This is a genomic window from Endozoicomonas sp. ALE010 (genome assembly GCF_049310165.1).
Classification (GTDB): Bacteria; Pseudomonadota; Gammaproteobacteria; order Pseudomonadales; family Endozoicomonadaceae; genus Endozoicomonas.
On sequence record NZ_JBLYNV010000009.1, the window covers coordinates 102548 to 119616 of the forward strand.

Annotated in this window: 15 protein-coding genes and 1 pseudogene; 9 read left to right on the plus strand and 7 right to left on the minus strand. The window is 50.3% G+C overall.

Annotated elements, in window-relative coordinates:
- The first annotated feature begins 110 nt into the window (after positions 1-110).
- From glpA to ACO6UY_RS06360, 4 genes are read left to right on the plus strand one after another with little or no spacing between them, the layout of a single operon-like run.
- On the plus strand, positions 111-1808 hold the full coding sequence (gene glpA, locus ACO6UY_RS06345) for an anaerobic glycerol-3-phosphate dehydrogenase subunit A (RefSeq protein WP_422449645.1): 1698 nt from the start codon (positions 111-113) through the stop codon (positions 1806-1808).
- Complete coding sequence (gene glpB / locus ACO6UY_RS06350) at positions 1805-3115, plus strand: glycerol-3-phosphate dehydrogenase subunit GlpB (protein WP_422460991.1); 1311 nt, start codon at positions 1805-1807, stop codon at positions 3113-3115. The genes glpA and glpB overlap by 4 nt, the downstream gene beginning before the upstream one ends.
- Complete coding sequence (glpC, locus tag ACO6UY_RS06355) at positions 3109-4305, plus strand: anaerobic glycerol-3-phosphate dehydrogenase subunit GlpC (RefSeq protein WP_422449643.1); 1197 nt, start codon at positions 3109-3111, stop codon at positions 4303-4305. The genes glpB and glpC overlap by 7 nt, the downstream gene beginning before the upstream one ends.
- Before the next feature lie 40 nt (positions 4306-4345).
- Positions 4346-4726 carry a DeoR family transcriptional regulator gene (locus ACO6UY_RS06360; protein WP_422489400.1) on the plus strand — a complete coding sequence of 127 codons (381 nt, stop codon included), beginning with the start codon at positions 4346-4348 and terminating at the stop codon, positions 4724-4726.
- 254 nt (positions 4727-4980) lie between these two features.
- Here the strand turns inward: ACO6UY_RS06360 and ACO6UY_RS06365 are convergent, their stop codons facing one another.
- The gene (locus ACO6UY_RS06365; protein ID WP_422449641.1) at positions 4981-5685 is read right to left on the minus strand and encodes a TetR/AcrR family transcriptional regulator; all 705 of its coding nucleotides are present in this window, start codon (positions 5683-5685) and stop codon (positions 4981-4983) included.
- Between the two features lie 178 nt (positions 5686-5863).
- Here ACO6UY_RS06365 and ACO6UY_RS06370 point away from each other — a divergent pair, with 178 nt between their 5' ends.
- Positions 5864-7300, plus strand: coding sequence for a hypothetical protein (locus tag ACO6UY_RS06370; protein WP_422449640.1), 1437 nt, complete (start codon positions 5864-5866; stop codon positions 7298-7300).
- A gap of 324 nt (positions 7301-7624) precedes the next feature.
- Positions 7625-9040, plus strand: a complete 1416-nt coding sequence (locus ACO6UY_RS06375; protein ID WP_422449639.1) for a hypothetical protein — start codon at positions 7625-7627, stop codon at positions 9038-9040.
- A 325-nt stretch (positions 9041-9365) separates the two neighbouring features.
- On the opposite strand, the gene ACO6UY_RS06380 is transcribed toward ACO6UY_RS06375, so the two are convergent.
- From ACO6UY_RS06380 to ACO6UY_RS06400, 5 genes are all read right to left on the minus strand, one after another.
- A complete protein-coding gene (locus ACO6UY_RS06380) occupies positions 9366-9560 on the minus strand; it encodes a hypothetical protein (RefSeq protein ID WP_422449638.1) in 195 nt (64 codons plus the stop codon).
- 83 nt (positions 9561-9643) lie between these two features.
- On the minus strand, positions 9644-10735 hold the full coding sequence (gene aguA, locus ACO6UY_RS06385; RefSeq protein ID WP_422449637.1) for an agmatine deiminase: 1092 nt from the start codon (positions 10733-10735) through the stop codon (positions 9644-9646).
- A gap of 58 nt (positions 10736-10793) precedes the next feature.
- Positions 10794-11276: an amino acid permease gene (locus tag ACO6UY_RS06390; RefSeq protein WP_422489402.1), complete on the minus strand. Its 483-nt coding sequence runs from the start codon at positions 11274-11276 to the stop codon at positions 10794-10796.
- Positions 11254-11703: an amino acid permease gene (locus ACO6UY_RS06395; RefSeq protein WP_422460985.1), complete on the minus strand. Its 450-nt coding sequence runs from the start codon at positions 11701-11703 to the stop codon at positions 11254-11256. The genes ACO6UY_RS06390 and ACO6UY_RS06395 overlap by 23 nt, the downstream gene beginning before the upstream one ends.
- Positions 11704-11885: 182 nt before the next feature.
- Positions 11886-12107 carry a hypothetical protein gene (locus tag ACO6UY_RS06400; protein ID WP_422449635.1) on the minus strand — a complete coding sequence of 74 codons (222 nt, stop codon included), beginning with the start codon at positions 12105-12107 and terminating at the stop codon, positions 11886-11888.
- Between the two features lie 301 nt (positions 12108-12408).
- On the opposite strand from ACO6UY_RS06400, the gene ptcA reads away from it, so the two are divergent.
- On the plus strand, positions 12409-13455 hold the full coding sequence (ptcA, locus tag ACO6UY_RS06405) for a putrescine carbamoyltransferase (protein ID WP_422460983.1): 1047 nt from the start codon (positions 12409-12411) through the stop codon (positions 13453-13455).
- A 132-nt stretch (positions 13456-13587) separates the two neighbouring features.
- Positions 13588-14013, plus strand: a pseudogene (locus ACO6UY_RS06410) (carbamate kinase); the annotation flags it as partial.
- 61 nt (positions 14014-14074) lie between these two features.
- Here the strand turns inward: ACO6UY_RS06410 and ACO6UY_RS06415 are convergent.
- Positions 14075-15796, minus strand: coding sequence for an NEL-type E3 ubiquitin ligase domain-containing protein (locus tag ACO6UY_RS06415; RefSeq protein WP_422460981.1), 1722 nt, complete (start codon positions 15794-15796; stop codon positions 14075-14077).
- Between the two features lie 463 nt (positions 15797-16259).
- On the opposite strand from ACO6UY_RS06415, the gene ACO6UY_RS06420 reads away from it, so the two are divergent.
- Positions 16260-16940: an AMP-binding protein gene (locus ACO6UY_RS06420; protein WP_422489404.1), complete on the plus strand. Its 681-nt coding sequence runs from the start codon at positions 16260-16262 to the stop codon at positions 16938-16940.
- Positions 16941-17069 lie beyond the last annotated feature (129 nt).

Genomic DNA, 17069 nt, shown 5'->3' on the forward strand with positions numbered 1-17069 from the left:
TGACCGGATGACAACTCGTGCCTTTCTGTTGATTTGTGTCATTTTCTGAATAGAGCCGTTTATTTATAGTGCTCATTGCGAACATAAACGAACATCCAAGAGCAAATTCAATGAGGCAGATAGAGACCGACGTTGTCATCATCGGTGGGGGTGCCACCGGAGCGGGCGTTCTTCGCGACTGTGCTCAACGGGGAATGCGTGCCATCCTGGTGGAAAAGGATGATATCGCCAACGGTACTACCGGGCGTAACCACGGTCTGCTCCATTCCGGTGCCCGCTACGCAGTGACCGATCCTCACTCTGCCATTGAATGCATCCGTGAAAACCAGATTCTGAGGAAAGTGGCCAGCCACTGTATTGAAGAGACCGGTGGGCTGTTCATCACCCTGCCTGAGGACGAACTCTCCTTTCAGGAAACATTCATTACCGCCTGTACATCTGCGGGTATACAGGCCGAGGCATTAACACCTGCAGATGCTCTGCGCATTGAGCCAAATGTGAATCCCAAACTGCTGGGTGCAGTCCGTGTTCCAGACGGTACCGTTGACCCTTTTCGTTTAACTGCGGCCAACATCCTTGATGCAGAAGAATACGGCGGTCGCCTTATGAGCTATACCAAAGTCGTTGGCCTGATCATCAACAATGGCCGGGTACGGGGGGTACACTGCATCAGTCTGAAAACCGGTGAAAAAGTGGATATCCATGCTCAGCAGGTGGTGAATGCTGCCGGTATCTGGGGGCAGCAGATTATTGAATACGCAGACCTTGCCATTCATATGTTCCCGGCCAAAGGCTCGTTATTGATTGTTGATTACCGCATTAATGGTATGGTGATCAACCGCTGCCGCAAACCCTCCGATGCCGACATTCTGGTTCCCGGGGACACCATCTCGCTTATTGGTACCACCTCGGAGAAAATCCCATACAGTGACATCGAGAATATCCGGGTCAACCCCGATGAGGTTGACGTTCTGTTAGCTGAGGGTGAGAAACTCTGTCCGATCATGGCCAGGACCCGTGTACTTCGTGCCTATTGCGGTGTTCGCCCGCTGGTCTCTCTGGGAGATGACCCATCGGGTCGAAATATCAGCCGGGGGATTGTCTTGCTTGACCACGGTGAAACCGATGCCTTGCCGGGTCTTATTACCATTACCGGCGGAAAGCTGATGACCTACCGGCTGATGGCGGAAATGGCCACGGATGCGGTGGCAAAAAACCTGGGCAACAGCAAACCCTGTGTCACGGCTATACGACCACTGCCCGGAGCTAATGGCAAACACAGCGATATTTACGCTCCCCAGGTTTCTATCCCGGTATCAGGCTCAGCAAAGTACCGCCATGGAGAAAGAGCGGCAAAGTTCCTTGCCAACGACAAAAAGCAGAATGCGGTTATCTGTGAGTGCGAAATGGTCACTCGCGGTGAAATCGAATACGCCGTCCATAACCTTAATGCCAGAGATCTGGTTGATCTTCGTCGTCGGACCCGCATTGGCATGGGGCCTTGCCAGGGAAAAATGTGTGCCTGTCGAGCGGCCGGTATTGTCAGCGAAATAACCCACGACGATAACGGTGAACAAGCGCTGAGCAGCGTGGGTGAGTTTATGCAGGAACGCTGGAAGGGCGTCAGGCCGGTGCTGTGGGGTGATGCGATGCACGAAGCCGATTTGAGCTACTGGCTGTACAACAACCTTCTGGGCTACAGCCAGCTGGAACCTAATGACGCGGCACCGGTAAATTCCCACAGTGTCAATCCTGGCGAAGCTGCTGTGCTCTCCAGGGAAGAGTCAAAGGAAGAGGTAGCCCCATGAACTACGACGTTATTGTGATTGGCGGAGGCCTTGCGGGTTTAACCGGCGCAATCCGCTGCGCAGAAGCGGGCTTGAAAACCGTTGTGGTCAGTGCTGGAGAGAGTGCCCTGGCCTTTGCTTCCGGTGCCATCGATGTGTTCGGAATTGAACAAGATAATTCTTTCGTGGAATATCCATTTGCAGCCATCCGTCAACTGCCTTCCATCCATCCCTACCAGAAAGTGGGAGCAGCATTTTTACAGCAGGGATTGACATTTTTTACCGAGCAAATGGCAGCAGCTGGCATCCAATTGAGCAATTCTGGCCAGCAGAATCATGGTCGTCTGACAGCACTGGGAGCTATTCGCCCAGCCTGGTTAAGCCAGGAAGGTGCTGGCAGCCTGCCGTTGCTGGCTCCTGCAGAAGGCATACGTCGTGTTGCCATCATCAATATTGCCGGCTTTCGTGACTTTCAGTCGGCACTGATGGCCGCAGGTATGAAGCAACATCCCGGATTCTCTGAGGCAGAGTTCATACTGGCGGATATCAAAACGGCAACCCTGAACATTAATACCAGAAATGCCTATGAGCTGCGCTCGCTGGAGTTAGCCCGAACCCTTAAGCGTGATCTGTTCAGCCAGCCTAATGGTATAAACATATTGTCGTCTGCTTTACAGAAGGCAGCCGGTAATGCTGATCTGGTGGTTATACCCTCCGTCCTCGCTGTAGAAGGTGGTAATGACCTGATCCGTCAACTTGAAACACTGACCGGCCTGCGTATTTGTGAAGTCGCGACCTTGCCGCCATCACTCCCCGGAATGCGCATGGCCTCTGCCCTGAAGCAGCGATTCCGGCAGTTGGGCGGTATGTTCCTGGAAGGTGACCAGGTGCTTTGTGGTTGCTTTGCAGAAAACCGGCTGTGCTCGGTAAAGACCAGACTGAACCCCGATATGCCCATATCCGCCAGCCACTTTATTCTGGCAACCGGCAGCTTTTTCAGCCAGGGGCTGGCCAGTGACCGCCATCATCTGTCCGAGCCGGTTTTTGGCCTTGATGTTGATGCCCCGGACAGTAGAGTTCAGTGGTCAGATCATCGTTTTATGGATGGAAAGCCGCATAATTTCAGCCATTTCGGTATTCACACCAGTGAACAGTTAAACCCGTACCGAAACGGTCAGAAAATCCATAATCTTTACTGCGCAGGTGCGGTGCTCAATGGTTTCAATCCGGTCCAGGAAGCCAGTTCGGGTGGGGTAGCCATCAGTACCGGCTGGTTTGCTGCCAACAGGATTATTGCCACGATACCTCAGGCGGAAGAAACATGCTGAACACCATTGATACCAGCTTTGACAGCTGCATTAAATGCACCGTCTGCACAACCCGCTGCCCGGTCGCTGAAGTAAACCCGGACTACCCGGGCCCCAAACAGGCCGGCCCCGACGGGGAACGTTTACGCATCAAAAACCCGGCACTGTACGATGAAGCCTTGAAACACTGCACCAACTGCAAACGTTGTGAAGTTGTCTGTCCGTCGGGTGTACAGGTGGGAACAGTTATTCAACTGGCAAAAGCCCGACACGGTGGTTTCAAAAAAGGCCCCCGGGAATTTATTCTCAGCCATACCGACTTGATGGGGTCACTTTCTGCCTCCACGGCTCCTGTCGTCAATATCGCCACTCAGCTGAAACCCGTTAAAAAACTGCTGGATAAAGTGCTGGGAATTGATCAACGACAGACATTGCCAAAATACACCCATCAAACGTTCCGTCGCTGGTTTAAGCAGCAGAAAGCACAACAGACCCGCTTCGATCGTCAAGTCAGTTTCTTCCACGGTTGTTTCACTAACTACAATGACCCAACCGTGGGCAAACACCTGGTAGCGGTACTGAATGCCATGAATATTGGTGTCACGCTGTTAAATAAAGAAAAGTGCTGTGGTGTCCCGCTGATAGCCAATGGCTTCTTCGATAAGGCCCGCAAAAATGCCAAACTGAACATGGGGCAGTTTGCCGACTCATTAGCGGACAGTGAATGTGTACTGGCAACAGAGCCCAGCTGTGCCATGACACTTCGGGACGAATACCCGGAAGTGCTTCATGTGGATAACCACGCCATCAGACAGCGTATTCTGTTTGCCGCCGCTTTTATTACCAGGGAGTTTGCCAAAGGCAATAAGCCGGACATGAAGCCTGTTAACCTGAGGGTTGGCTATCACAGCCCCTGCCACCTGATCAAACAGGGTGGCGTGATTCACACCATGGAATTGTTAAACAGTATTCCCGGGCTGGAGGTGATAATGCTGGACCAGAAGTGCTGCGGAATGTCGGGTACCTACGGTTTTAAAAAAGAGAACTATCAAACCTCTCAGAACATTGGTCAGGGTGTCTTTGATCAGATCGAAGCGCTTAATGTAGATTATGTGGTCACCGACTGCGAGTCCTGCAAGATGCAGATAGAAATGAACACCGCTCATAAAGTGATGCACCCGTTGACCCTCATGGCACAGTCATTAGCCTGAGAATTCAATACTTATGGATGTTCACAAAACGACAAAGCTTGTGCATAAACAGCAACAGATCCCACAGAGCCGACGCCATGAAATGATCATCACCCTGCTCAGGCAGGAAGGCTTTGTGACCACTGAAGCTCTGGTGCAACATTTTAACGTAACGCCCCAGACCATTCGCCGGGATCTTAATGAGCTTGACCATCAAGGCAAAATTTCCCGCCATCATGGCGGGGCCGGTCTGCCCAACAGCAGTATTGAAAACACCCGGTACGGTGAACGGAAACATCACCTGAGCGCGGAAAAAGATCGAATTGCCATGATCCGGCTGGGCCATATTGCCGACATTGATACACTATTCACTGACGCACAACCTCCGATCCCCCTGATGGAGCAGCTCAAGCCTGGACAGACAACGGTGGTTGTCTGTTAACCCGGATATTTCATAAACTGCCCCGAATATCGCGAAGGACTTTGTTGCTCTAAGGGATTTTGTGAAGGAGCGCCGTACCGGGGAGTACGGTCGACTGAGCAAAACTCCCTTAGAGCGGCAAAGGACAAGCGAGATCGGGAGCACGTTTATGAAATAACCGGGTTAATAATACCAATTCCACCTTCTAAATATGAACTGCGCAGCCATTTTGAACAGCTGGATCTTCGTTGGAATTCCTCGCAATAGCCCTGCTATTACTCGTCATTCCGCCTTGCCCAGCTGTCCAAAATGACTTGCTCGATCTCATATTTAGAAGGCGGAATTGGTATAAGTTGCCTTGGGATATACTCCCCCAAATAAGCCAGCGCAGCATTGCCCCCCTCACGGGCCATAACATCCGTAATATTGCCATGTTCCTGATGGGATATTGAATAAACCTTGTCCGCTATTTGCAGCGCAATGGCAAAAATATTGAACCCGGCTGGCAGGGGTGGCAGCTGGTAATGTGCTTCGTGACATTTCCGGATTCGACAACCCAGCACATCGTCATGCTGGTAGTCAGCATGCAGCAGGGAGCCGGGCGTGTACTGCCCAAGAATCAGGTCCCGAACGTATTTGTGCTGTCGGTAGTAGCTCACATACCTGACCTGGAGTTGTCGCATGATATCTGTCCAGTGATGAATTGCACTCTCATCAAGGGGCTGATCCAGAATCGCTTCAAAATCGGTAAAAATGTCTTCCAGTAATGCTTCCAGTATTGCGTCTACCTTGGGGAAAAAGTGATAGACAGAAGATGGAGGCATCCCGGCTTTTTCCGCTACCTGGTACAGTGAAAGTTCATTAATGGCGTTCTCTTCCAACAGTTCCCGGGCAACCATGAGAATGGTACTTCTCCGCTCAAGACTTCTGGCCTGAGTCTTGCGGGATACTTTGCGCTGTTTGCTTACGACGTCTGTCATAGGAGTTCATGCATGAGGAGGGGAGTCTGGTATCGAAGTATTGTCATCCTCTTGCACCAAAGTCGCAAGAATATGCATCTCTTGAATTTGGGAACTTACTTCTGACCCGTCTGTCAAAAGCCCGTCTCTTTTTAATCATGCTAACAACTGGGGTGTTCACCTTTAATCAGGAGTTTTCATGGCTAATCCCTTTCCATCACTACCACCCGCCCCGCCCCCTGTTGTCGGCAGCTCTCCCGAAACACTGCTTTCGGCAGATCAGGGTGCCTCCTGCCCTCCGCCGGCTACAGCGTCAACCTTCGATTCCCGGAGTACCGCTATTGCCTTGTCTGAGCGCTATCAACTGCAGATACTGGGGTATTCTGAGCGGGATATTTCAGGCGCAGAAAAAGAGCTGCATGACCGGGCAATTACACCGCGGATGGATCAGATTCTTAAGGTGCTTGCCGACAAACGTGTGGATATCACCACCACATTTGCTCCCGTTACTCAGGCGATCACCGACACTCCCGGCATCAAGGCTAAAGTCTCTATGGCCAGAGAGGTCATGGAGTTCGCCAAGTCAATACATAAAGGTGTGGTGAGCGAAATTCACAAGCATTACTCATCGGCGTGGCCAGACAAACAAACAGTGGCCGAATTAGTCAGCCAGTGGCCAGAGTCCCTGCAGGAGTCGGCAACCTATATCCGCTATTACTGGCCGGTTTTGACGGTTGGCGTGAATACCAGAGAGTTGTTGTGTAACTTCAATTCTGCTGACAGCAATGTCGCTTTCTCGTATGGAGATTGTTGCCCGGGTGTTACCTGGCGCATTCGCGATGATATTCCTTTTCGTATTGAAGTTGCCGATCTAAAAGATATTGAGAAATATTCCCAAGAGAAACTTCAAAAGCTCTACGGCGAGTATTCCCGGCAAATCCAGGACCTGGTTAAAAACTATCCTGCCGATGCCAAGTCAATCAAGAGAGGCATGTATCTGAATTTTTCGGTCTTCTTCCGCCTGGTCAGTGATATCTGGCTTGACGCATTATCTTCTGGTAATACCGGAACCATGGACAGGGTCAGTCATTTGATGGTGTCGTCTACCTATTGGCTACACAGCTCATCTGATCTTTACCTGGAGCGCTACCGTGACTCACTGGATGTCCGATTAATGTATGCTCACTCGCTGAACTATGAAGATTTGTCAGCCCTGGCATTTCATCTGGTGACGCATCCCAGGAAATGGCAGGAAAACTATAAACACATTTTCCGGCAGTTGCTCAGCCATGTTTTTTCAAGTCAGGAAAGCAGGCTGATGAATCACTTTGACGATTGGGGAGCAGATCCCGTTTCGCAACTGAAAGTCAGTCGTTGGGCAGAGTCAGAGTTGATTCCGGATACCGCCAGGACCCTGCACTTTCTGAAAGATATTGCTCAATATATTGATGAGCACAAGGCCAGGTGTTTACGAGGCATGGCTTTTTCTTCGCAGAGTATCGAGTACGGAGAATACTTCGAAAAAGGTACCGGGCAGCTGTTGTCGCCCATCACTGCAACGGATCTGAGTAATTCATTTCCTCTGGAGGAAACACGGGGGGTGCTCACTGATTTTTTCAGAGGCAAAGCCTCCTAGTACATGGTTTCAATGAGTTTGACGTGTACGATCTCCGTTCACCCTGAGCGGAGTCGAAGGGTGCTAGGCACGATCTATCAGAGTCCGGAGTTTCCGCCTTTAGGCCCTATGGGTCCTTCGACAAGCTCAGGACGAACGGAGTGCGGAGGCACGACAACCCGTCAAACTCATTGAAACCATGTACTAGGATTCATGAGAGTTTAACAAGAGTTATACATGATTCATGTATGCATTCCTTCGGGGAGCAATGGGAATGAGTCCAAAAGCCCATTATTCATTTGATCAAGTAGGCAACTGTTGTTTTTACGCTTATCAGGAGTTTTCATGGCTAATCCTTTCTCATCACTACCATCCGACTCTTACCCTGTTGTCGGAGGTGCGCTCGATCCTGTACTGCTTTCGGCAGATCAGGAGGCTTCCTGCCTGCCATCGGCAACCTTTGATTCCAGAAGCACAGCTATTGACTTACCGGAGCCCGAGGACCTGCAGATGCGGGAGTTTTCCGAGCTGGATATTTCAGACACAGAACGGGATATTTCAGACGCAGAAAAGGGGCTGCATGAACGGGCAATCACACATCTGAAGGACCATATTCTCAAGGTGATCTCCGACACTCCCAGCTTCAAGGCGAAAGCCTCCATAGCCAGAGAAGTCGTGACGCTCGCCCAGTCAATACATGAATGTGTGAAAAGTGAAATAAACCTGCATCTCTACTCGGTCTGGCCAGACCTGCAAGCAGTGTCCCGGATTGTCAGCCAGTGGCCAGAGTCCCTGAAGGAGTCGGCTGCCTATGTCCGCTATGGCTGGCCGGTTTTGACGGTTGGCATGTATTCCAGACAGTTCTTGTGTGACTTCAAGTCTGCTACTGATGTCTGTCGTTTATATCGTTCTGATTACCCCCGTGCCCACCCGCGCATTCACCCTGATTTTCCCAGTATTTTTGAACATTTTGATCCAAAGGACTGTGAGGATCTTTCTCAAGAGGAATTTCAACACTATTTCGGTGAGTTTCCCCGGGAGATTCAGAACCTGATCAAAAATCCGCCTCCCGATTTTCTGCTACTCAAGCCAGGCGTATATCTGGATTATCCGGTCTTCTTCCGTCTGGCCAGGGATATATGGCTTGACGCATTACCGACTGGTAATACCGGAATCATGGACAGGGTCAGTCACTTGATGGTGTCGTTTGCCAGGCGGCAACACAGCCTCTTCGCGTATCGCCTGGATCCCTACTGGGAATCCCTGGACGACCGGCTAAGGAACATTCATTCACTGAACTATGATGATCTGTCAGTTATAGCGTTTGAGCTGGCAACGCATCCCCGGAAATGGCAGAAAAACTATCAAGTTATTTTCCGTCAGTTACTCAGCCATGGTTTTTCAAGTGAGGAAAGCCAACTGATGAACCGCTTTGACCAGTGGGGGGCGGATACCGATTCGCAACTGAAATTCAGTCACTGGGCAGAGTCAGCGTTGATTCCGCGCACCGTCATGACCCTGCACTTTCTGAGAGATATTGTGCAGTATATCGATGAGCATAAGAGTCAACATGTCAGCAACAAACCTCGTTTATCGATGGATATCGAAAGAGGAGATTACTTCGATAAAGATACCGGGCAGCTGCTGTCACCCATCATTGCAGCGGATTTGAGGAATACATCTCCCTTGGTGGAAACACGAGAGGTGCTCGCTGATTTTTTCCGTGGTAAAGCATCACAGGGTGGATCAGAAAAGCGCTAATACCCGTGAAGTTTTTGCTGAAGCTTTTCCGGTAAATACAAAGCAAGATGCCCGTGCAGCTCTCCAGCCTTCCATGGCCATTGCCGGGGTGATATTGCCAAATTCCTGGTGAGACATGGCGTACACTTTGTCGGCTTGCTGTGGTAATCATATCCCGGGCAACACTCAGTATTTTCCGGCGTCGCTCCAGGCTTCTGGCCTGCAAGCGCCTGCCCTTTGGTGTGCCAGCCTTATCACTGGCCACCTTCTCAACTGGCAAGACATCCACTTAACTTCTCCTCACTTATCTGACGTTTACTGCGCATCCATTCACCGACGCCTATCACTAGCAAAAGGCCGAGTATTGTAGATGAGGTGTGCAACAGATCATAGGGAAAATAAAAAAGAGGAAGGCAATCAACCACCAGGTCAGGGATTGAACCCCGATCGACGCTGCTGCTGCCAGACCGTCAATCGTCAGAACGGCACTGAGAGTGAACAGGGTAATATCTTTGCGAGTCAGGCGTCGGTGAATATTCATGGATCACCATGCTGGTTATGTTTTTATTGAATCATTTTTTTATTGAACACAGTGGGCCAGATCCGTCTGGCCCGATAACTGGCTTACACCGCAGGCACCTGCTGGGTAATACAGTGAATGTTACCGCCGCCAAGCAGTATCTCTCTGGCATCGACACCCACCACTTCATAGCCGGGATAGATATCTTCCAGTAATGCTTTTGCCTCTTCGTCGTATGCAGGATCCAGCAGTGGCAGAATGATCCGCCTATTGGTAATCAGGAAGTTAGCGTAGGAACCGGCCAGACGCTCACCGGCGCTGCGCTCCATGCCTTCACAGATATCAATACCACCCGCCTCATCTTCCTGAATGTAGAGTGGGCCGGGGATATGCATCTTATGAATCTTCAGCTGACGACCACGGGCGTCTGTTGCTTCGGACAGTACCCGGAAGGCTTCCTGAGAGATCTCATACTGGGGATCGTTCTCATCGCTGCACCAGGAAAGAATCACTTCACTCGGACGCACCACATGAATCAGGTTATCCACATGTCCGTTGGTTTCGTCGTTATATAGACCCCGTGGAATCCAGATCACTTTCTCGATGTTCAGGTAGTCACCAAGAATCCCTTCAATCTCAGCCTTGCTCAGATTAGGATTACGGCTTTCATGGAGCAGACACTCTTCGGTGGTAAACAGGGTGCCTTCACCATCGACATGAATGGAACCACCTTCAAGAATTAATGGTGCACGGTAATGGTCATCACGGTTGATCTCACAGATTTTCCGGGCCACCTGGTCATCCCGATCCCATGGGAAATACAGCCCGTCAACCAGGCCACCCCAGGCGTTGAATTCCCAGTCCACCCCACGACGTTCACCTTGATCATTCACCACATAACTTGGGCCAATATCACGCATCCATGAATCGTTGGTGGCCATTTCCACCACACGAATATGCTCTGGCAGCATTCTACGAGCGTTGTCGTACTGTGCGGCAGACACTGCCATGGTCACAGGTGTCACTTCGGCAATGGCTTTGGCAACATTGGCGAACACCTGCTGTGCTGGCTTACCACCGTAACGCCAGTTATCTGTCCGCTCTGGCCATGCCATCCACATTTCTGCATGGGGCTCGTGCTCACCAGGCATGCGAAAACCATCGTGTTTTGGAGTACTTTCCCGGGACTTGCTCATTTGTCTTTTCCTTACGGCTTTATTGTTACAACAATTGGGTCATTAAACATTGGATTGCTCAGGCGGTGGCCACTTGCATGCGTTTGGCTGCTGTGGCCAGTATCCATTCACCAATACCAATCGTGATGGCGATACCCAGGGCGACAGGCAGTGAGTAATTCCAGTCAACATTGCCATTGCCGATGTCCGGGAAGACAAAGAGAACAACGGCCTGAACAATAAACAGGAAGCAGATGGTGCTGAGTACGGCCTGAACGGCTATGCTTCCGGGCACCTTGTAAGGGCGTTCTCTGTCAGGGTCGCTGACACGCAGTTTGAAGAACGCCGGGAACATAAACAGATAAGGCAGCAGGAAGATGCAGGACGAGAAGGCAAAGATTGACCAGAACAGCTCGTCACTTTCACCGGTAGTCAGGCCATAGAGCAGGATAACCACGGTAGATACCATGCCGGTAATCATGTTCGCACCCACCGGGGTTTTGTGCACCGGATGCTCTTTAGCGACAAATTCCGGCAGTTCACCCGCCTGCGCAGCTTCCATGGCGGCACGGCTGGCACCCATCGTCGGTCATATTGGCAATGAACGTCAGCAGCGCCAGAGAACCAATACCGTATACCATGAACTGGCCAAAAGCACCGTCACCAAACAGCGTTCTCAAAGTGGAGACAATACCGGCAACCAGACCAATCTCTTCTACTGGTAATGCCAGCAAAATGCCAAGGGTTCCGAAGACATAAAGTCCGGTGACAATGGCGGCGGAAATCAGAATGGATTTGGGAATATCCCGGCGTGGGTTTTTGATTTCCGAGCCCATGCAGGCAATCAGCTCAAAGCCCATCAGATTAAAGATAATGACCGGCAGGAAACCAAGGCCTGAATCAAAAGAGGGCATCATTGTGCTCAGGGTAAATTCATTGGCAACGCCGTTCTGGCTGGCATACCAGAAGCCGCCGACACCCAGAACCACAATAACAGTAACCTTGAACAGTGCCCCTAGGAGGCTGACCGAGAATAGCGCCCGTAGCGAGGATGGCAGAAAATTGAGGATAAAAAGTCGGAAATTTTTAGTGAATATTGGTTCTATTTGCTAAAAATTTCCGACTTTTTAGACCAATTTGCTGCCACCGCAGTAGGGCAGTCTATTCTCGGTCAGCCTCCTAGGTTGGTTACCCAGACACCGGCATCCACAGAGATATTACAGATCCAGATAGTCAGCCAGGTCAGGCCAATACAGATCAGGATTTGCCACCAGACGATCGATGATGGACCGATTGACGCACTGGCCGTCAGCCCGTCAACCACCAGTACAGCGCAGACACTGAACAGGGTCAGGCTGGGCAGCCCCATTTTCCCCGTTGCTTCATTGGACATTATTGTTTCCCCTCTATGGCAGCTGTTGGCCGCTTATTATTCAATCCGGCAGTCAGTTACCGGGATCAGCCAGCTTTCTGAATGCGGGATCAGTCAAACATCGATTTATTTTCAGCTTTATAAACATGATAAATATCGGGATTTTATAGTGTGCTCAACGACAAGAACACAGACGACAATAGTGCTCCTAAGCTTCAGTTTCCAAGACCTGCTGATGGAGACACCATCAGTTCCAGGAAAAGACGGATGCACTGCTCTGGGTAAACCGGGCGTGCATTACATAAAGACCAGGAGTATTACCATGAAACTGCCATCTTCCAGCGCTACCAACCTGCACAAGCCAGAACTGAAGCACTTCCTGAAAACTCAGGATTACACCCGTAAAGACCTGGAAGGCATTCTGGAATTGATGAGCCTGCTTAAAGAAGCCCGTAAGGCCAATGCCGTTCCGCAACTGTTCAAAGGTAAGTCGGTTGCCATGATTTTTGAGCAGCCATCCACCCGTACCCGTGTTTCCTTTGAAACTGCGGCCACCATCCTTGGCGGACATGGGTTGTTCCTGTCTCCAAAAGATATCCACCTGGGAGCAAAAGAGAGTCTGGCAGACACTGGTCGTGTACTTTCCCGTATGTGTGACGTCATCCTGGCCCGTGTGAATGACCATAAAACGGTTGCCGGCCTGGCTGAACACGCCACTGTTCCTGTTATCAATGGTCTCTGTGACTGGCTGCACCCAACCCAGATGATGGCCGACCTGTTCACCATGATGGAACACCTGCCTGAAGGCAAGAAAATGGACGATCTGACCGTTGCCTTCGTTGGTGATGCCACTAACGTCTGCTCCGACCTGATGTTCTGCTGCACCAAATTTGGCATGCACTTCAAACACATTGGCCCTAAAAAGTATCAGGCTCCTCAGCTGTGGCAGGATATTGCCAAAGAAAACTGCGAAACCTACGGTGGTCGCCTCACCGTGACTGACGACACCAACGAAGTAGAAGACTGTGACATTATTGTTGCTGACAGCTTCTACTGGTTCGGCCAGGAAGCTGAAAAAGAAGAGCGTCTGGCTACCTTCATTCCCAACTATGTAGTGACTGAAGAGATGATGGCCAAGGCCGGTGAAAATGCCATGTTCATGCACTGCCTGCCTGCCAATGACCAGCGCGAGTGCACCAGGGAAGTCATGGATGGACCACGTTCCGTGATCTTTGACGAAGCAGAAAACCGACTGACCGCCCAGATGGCCCTGCTGGTTTACCTGACTCATAAGCATATTGAAGTGCCAACTGAAGAAACACTGGCTTTCCATCAGGATCGTATCGAAACCTTCCTCAGCCGATTCTAATCAACCGTTTTGGTGGCCCGGCTCCGGGCTGCCATTTTTTCTCATTCAACCTCAATAAATCATAACGAGGGCTTTTATGGATAAGCCTATTCTGATGGTGCTTACTGGCGTCGTGTCGTTCCTTCACCGGCTCCGGTCAAAGTCATGGAAACGGATGCCATCAAGTGCCTTCTGGATCGCAACCATATTGTTATCTGTGGTGGCGGCGGTGGTGCCCCAGTGGTAAAAAATGGCCCGGACATTGAAGGTTTTGAGGCCGTTATCGACAAGGATGCCACAGCGCCCATGCTGGCTCAGGAAATCGGGGCTGCCGAGCTACTTATTCTGACCGACGGCGCTCATGTGTGTGTCGACTGGGGCAAGCCAAGTGAACGACCATTGACTGATGTTACTGTCGCCGAAATGAGAGGCTATGCCTTCGCTGCCGGATCCATGGGACCGAAAGTGGATGCCTGCTGTGCCTTTGCCGAGAAGACCGGAGGTGTTGGTAATATCGGTGATTTATACCATGCACTGGATGTGATGAACCGGACGACAGGCACCCGTATTCACCGTTAACTGCACAAAGCCCCAAAACTCAATTCGAAAAGGTACTGGACAGTTATACGTTTAAGTCTGTTCAGTCTTCATTTTTTGCAGGGGTGGGAACTTCCTCGAGCCTTTCAATTTCCGACCAGTCCAGAGGGGTTCGGTTGAACGGGTTCTCACCATTGATCAGATAACTCCTGACAAGGCTGTCGTAATCAACATGGGCATTACCCAGCCCAACCATTTTATCGGTTTTTCCACCAAATAAAGAGCAGTCATCAATACTGTCTACATATCTTGGATTCAGTTGGTCAAAGGGCGGCACTGCCAGCGGGCGCTGAAATTTCTGCCAGGGTTCCCATTGGGCGAGAAAGGCCTCAAGCGCTGCGTCCGTACAGGTTTCTTCAATGTTGGCGCGAGCTTTTGCAATGTCCTCATCGTTAACACAAGCACAATCACGGAATAACATATTTTGAGTTGATCCGGGAATCTTGAAGAACTTGCCTAACTCAATCCGGAACGCCAGCTCAACCTCAATCTCATCCACCCAGGTTTGTGTTTGCATATGTGATCTGGCGATTGCCTTGACCTTATCCAGAATCATCATTTGCCGAGCCAACGCCTTCAATTCAGTGGGGTCATGCTTTTCAACCGCCAGGGTTTCCGCAGAAGTCCGTAACTGCAATGTTTCCAGGTCATCCAGGGCCAGGATTACCCGGTCATCACAGGAAGTGGCCGCATCTGCAATACGATACAGGGCGTCATCCCGAACCCGCTCATTACCAGCCAGTAATGACATGACCGCCATCACCCGTTGGGCCAGAACAGGACGAGTAGCCATGTTCTGGTAATCTGCGGTGGCTGTCAGTCGCTGCAGAAATTCAATAAAGTGATCAGTCTGGGCAGGTCTGAGGACAAGCTCCGGTGTTGCAGCATCGGTTGCAGACAACTCTCCCCAAAAAGCCAGGCCTTGTTCCATACTTGAAAACTTCTGCTCAGGCTGCCTTGCCCTTCTGGAAATAGAAAAATGCATACCTTCGTGGCGCGCTCTGCGCAGGCGGTCAATGATCTCATCTGACAACCCGGTATTCTCCATTAGGACAAGACGGATCATACCCGATGAAGTTCGTCCCATCGCGGTAATGTAGTTAGGCAGGGCTGACAGGCTGGTGCAACGGTTAAGTATAATTTGCCCCCCCACGTTGAGTTTCTGCTCGGGCAGTCGCCTCAGGCCTTCACAATACGCAAGATTAATGTTTTCCCCCACGTGGAGGTCATCGGGTAGCCTCCTCAGGCCACGGCAACCGTTGAGATAAAGGTTTCTCCCCACGTAGAGGTGCTCTGACAGCTCCAACAGCGCCTCACAACGGAAAAGAGAAAGGTCGCGCCCAACGGAGAGTTTCTCGGGCAGGGTCTCCAGCTCGATGAGACCGTTAAGAATAAGACTCCCATCCACGGTGAGATTTCCGGACAGAGCCCTCAGACCTTCACATAATGAAAGGTTTAAGTCGCCCGTCACAGTGAGGTGCCTGGGCAGGGCCGCCGGGCAAAAGTCAAGGCTAAAGTCACCCTCGAGCCGGTAATGAACACCATTAGAAAAATTCTGTTGTTGAATCAGCAGCCTCAATTCAGTTGGGGTAACCGTTATTACCTCAATGGCAACACGCTCTTCCAATGATGCAGTTTCTGAAAAGTAAGAAGCTATTCCACACTGCGGGATGTAGCGTTGACTCTCTGCATTGCCATGATCAACATGTGATGATGTGGCTGCTGCAGGAGTAGCACCTGAGGCGGCTGCATTTGTATACATCATTGATCCGACGACGATGATTTATTAAAAATCAATCATAGTCGATAAATTGTGCGGGTGAGTTTTTATTGCCTCCTCTGTATGCTATGCGGCAGTTGGGATCCAGGATTCATCGGGCATTGCTGATCACCGGGAGATACAAGAAATCCATAAAAAACAATAGCAGGCACCTATTCGATTTCTTGCCAATGGCACCCAAACCTTTTCATTTAAGCTAACCCGCCCATTCCATTAGCATATTTCTCTAGGAGGCTGACCGAGAATAGACTGCCCTACTGCGGTGGCAGCAAATTGGTCTAAAAAGTCGGAAATTTTTAGCAAATAGAACCACTATTCACTAAAAATGTCCGACTTTTTATCCTCAATTTTCTGCCATCCTCGCTACGGGCGCTATTCTCGGTCAGCCTCCTAGCGCAAATCAGCACTATGCAGTAAAAATCGCAGTGACAATCTGAGGCGGTAGATAATGGAACCAATAAAAATAACATCGTTACAAGATTTAGAGCAGCTGGAAAAAGATTTTCCCTATGAAAGCCTGAGTCAGTTTGAAAGCACTTACGAAGCTATTATGACCAGCGCCCATTTGCGCCCCGGCAAAACCGCCTTATCCTTTTTTTTAAAGGGCAGTGAATACGCTTCAGCCCATACCATCACCTATGGATCATTGATTGCTCATATCAATCAGACCGCCAACTTTTTCCATTCCATTGGCCTGGGCCCGGATGATGTTGTGGCATTTATCATGCCCAATCTGCCGGAAACCCATTACATCATCTGGGGTGGTGAGGCTTGCTGTCAGGTATTGGCCATCAACCCATTATTAGAATCAGAACAAATTAAAGATCTGATCAATTCTGTCAATACGAAAGCTGTAGTTACCATGAATCCAATGAAAAACATTGATTTATGGCCCAAGCTGGAACCCATTATTCCGCAGTTGACCAGTGTCGAACATGTGATCGGTGTAGATATCGCACACTATGTACAGGGATTGACGGGGCCGATCGCCAGAATGATTCAGAGAAGGATGCGTAAATCCATTACCATGCCTGCCGGTAAAACCTATTACAACTTTACGCAAAGCATCAAAAAACAAAATGCCGATCACTTAATCTGCCTTTCACCACCCCGATTGATATTTTCCTGAAATCTGTTGTCAAAGGATTGATCAGATATTCAGGAACGTCGACATGTTGCCAGTTCAATACCAGTTTAAGAACCTGAACCACCTTGGCTTGGTTGCCGCTATGTGTCGGGAGCTAAGGATAGCCGAATA

Bases quoted from the DNA above. Each gene is read 5' to 3' on its own strand.
- glpA (WP_422449645.1), top strand. From the start codon at position 111: ATGAGGCAGATAGAGACCGACGTTGTCATCATCGGTGGGGGTGCCACC.
- glpB (WP_422460991.1), top strand. From the start codon at position 1,805: ATGAACTACGACGTTATTGTGATTGGCGGAGGCCTTGCGGGTTTAACC.
- glpC (WP_422449643.1), top strand. From the start codon at position 3,109: ATGCTGAACACCATTGATACCAGCTTTGACAGCTGCATTAAATGCACC.
- ACO6UY_RS06365 (WP_422449641.1), bottom strand. From the start codon at position 5,685: ATGACAGACGTCGTAAGCAAACAGCGCAAAGTATCCCGCAAGACTCAG.
- ACO6UY_RS06370 (WP_422449640.1), top strand. From the start codon at position 5,864: ATGGCTAATCCCTTTCCATCACTACCACCCGCCCCGCCCCCTGTTGTC.
- ACO6UY_RS06375 (WP_422449639.1), top strand. From the start codon at position 7,625: ATGGCTAATCCTTTCTCATCACTACCATCCGACTCTTACCCTGTTGTC.
- ACO6UY_RS06380 (WP_422449638.1), bottom strand. From the start codon at position 9,560: ATGAATATTCACCGACGCCTGACTCGCAAAGATATTACCCTGTTCACT.
- aguA (WP_422449637.1), bottom strand. From the start codon at position 10,735: ATGAGCAAGTCCCGGGAAAGTACTCCAAAACACGATGGTTTTCGCATG.
- ACO6UY_RS06390 (WP_422489402.1), bottom strand. From the start codon at position 11,276: ATGGAAGCTGCGCAGGCGGGTGAACTGCCGGAATTTGTCGCTAAAGAG.
- ACO6UY_RS06400 (WP_422449635.1), bottom strand. From the start codon at position 12,107: ATGTCCAATGAAGCAACGGGGAAAATGGGGCTGCCCAGCCTGACCCTG.
- ptcA (WP_422460983.1), top strand. From the start codon at position 12,409: ATGAAACTGCCATCTTCCAGCGCTACCAACCTGCACAAGCCAGAACTG.
- ACO6UY_RS06415 (WP_422460981.1), bottom strand. From the start codon at position 15,796: ATGATGTATACAAATGCAGCCGCCTCAGGTGCTACTCCTGCAGCAGCC.
- ACO6UY_RS06420 (WP_422489404.1), top strand. From the start codon at position 16,260: ATGGAACCAATAAAAATAACATCGTTACAAGATTTAGAGCAGCTGGAA.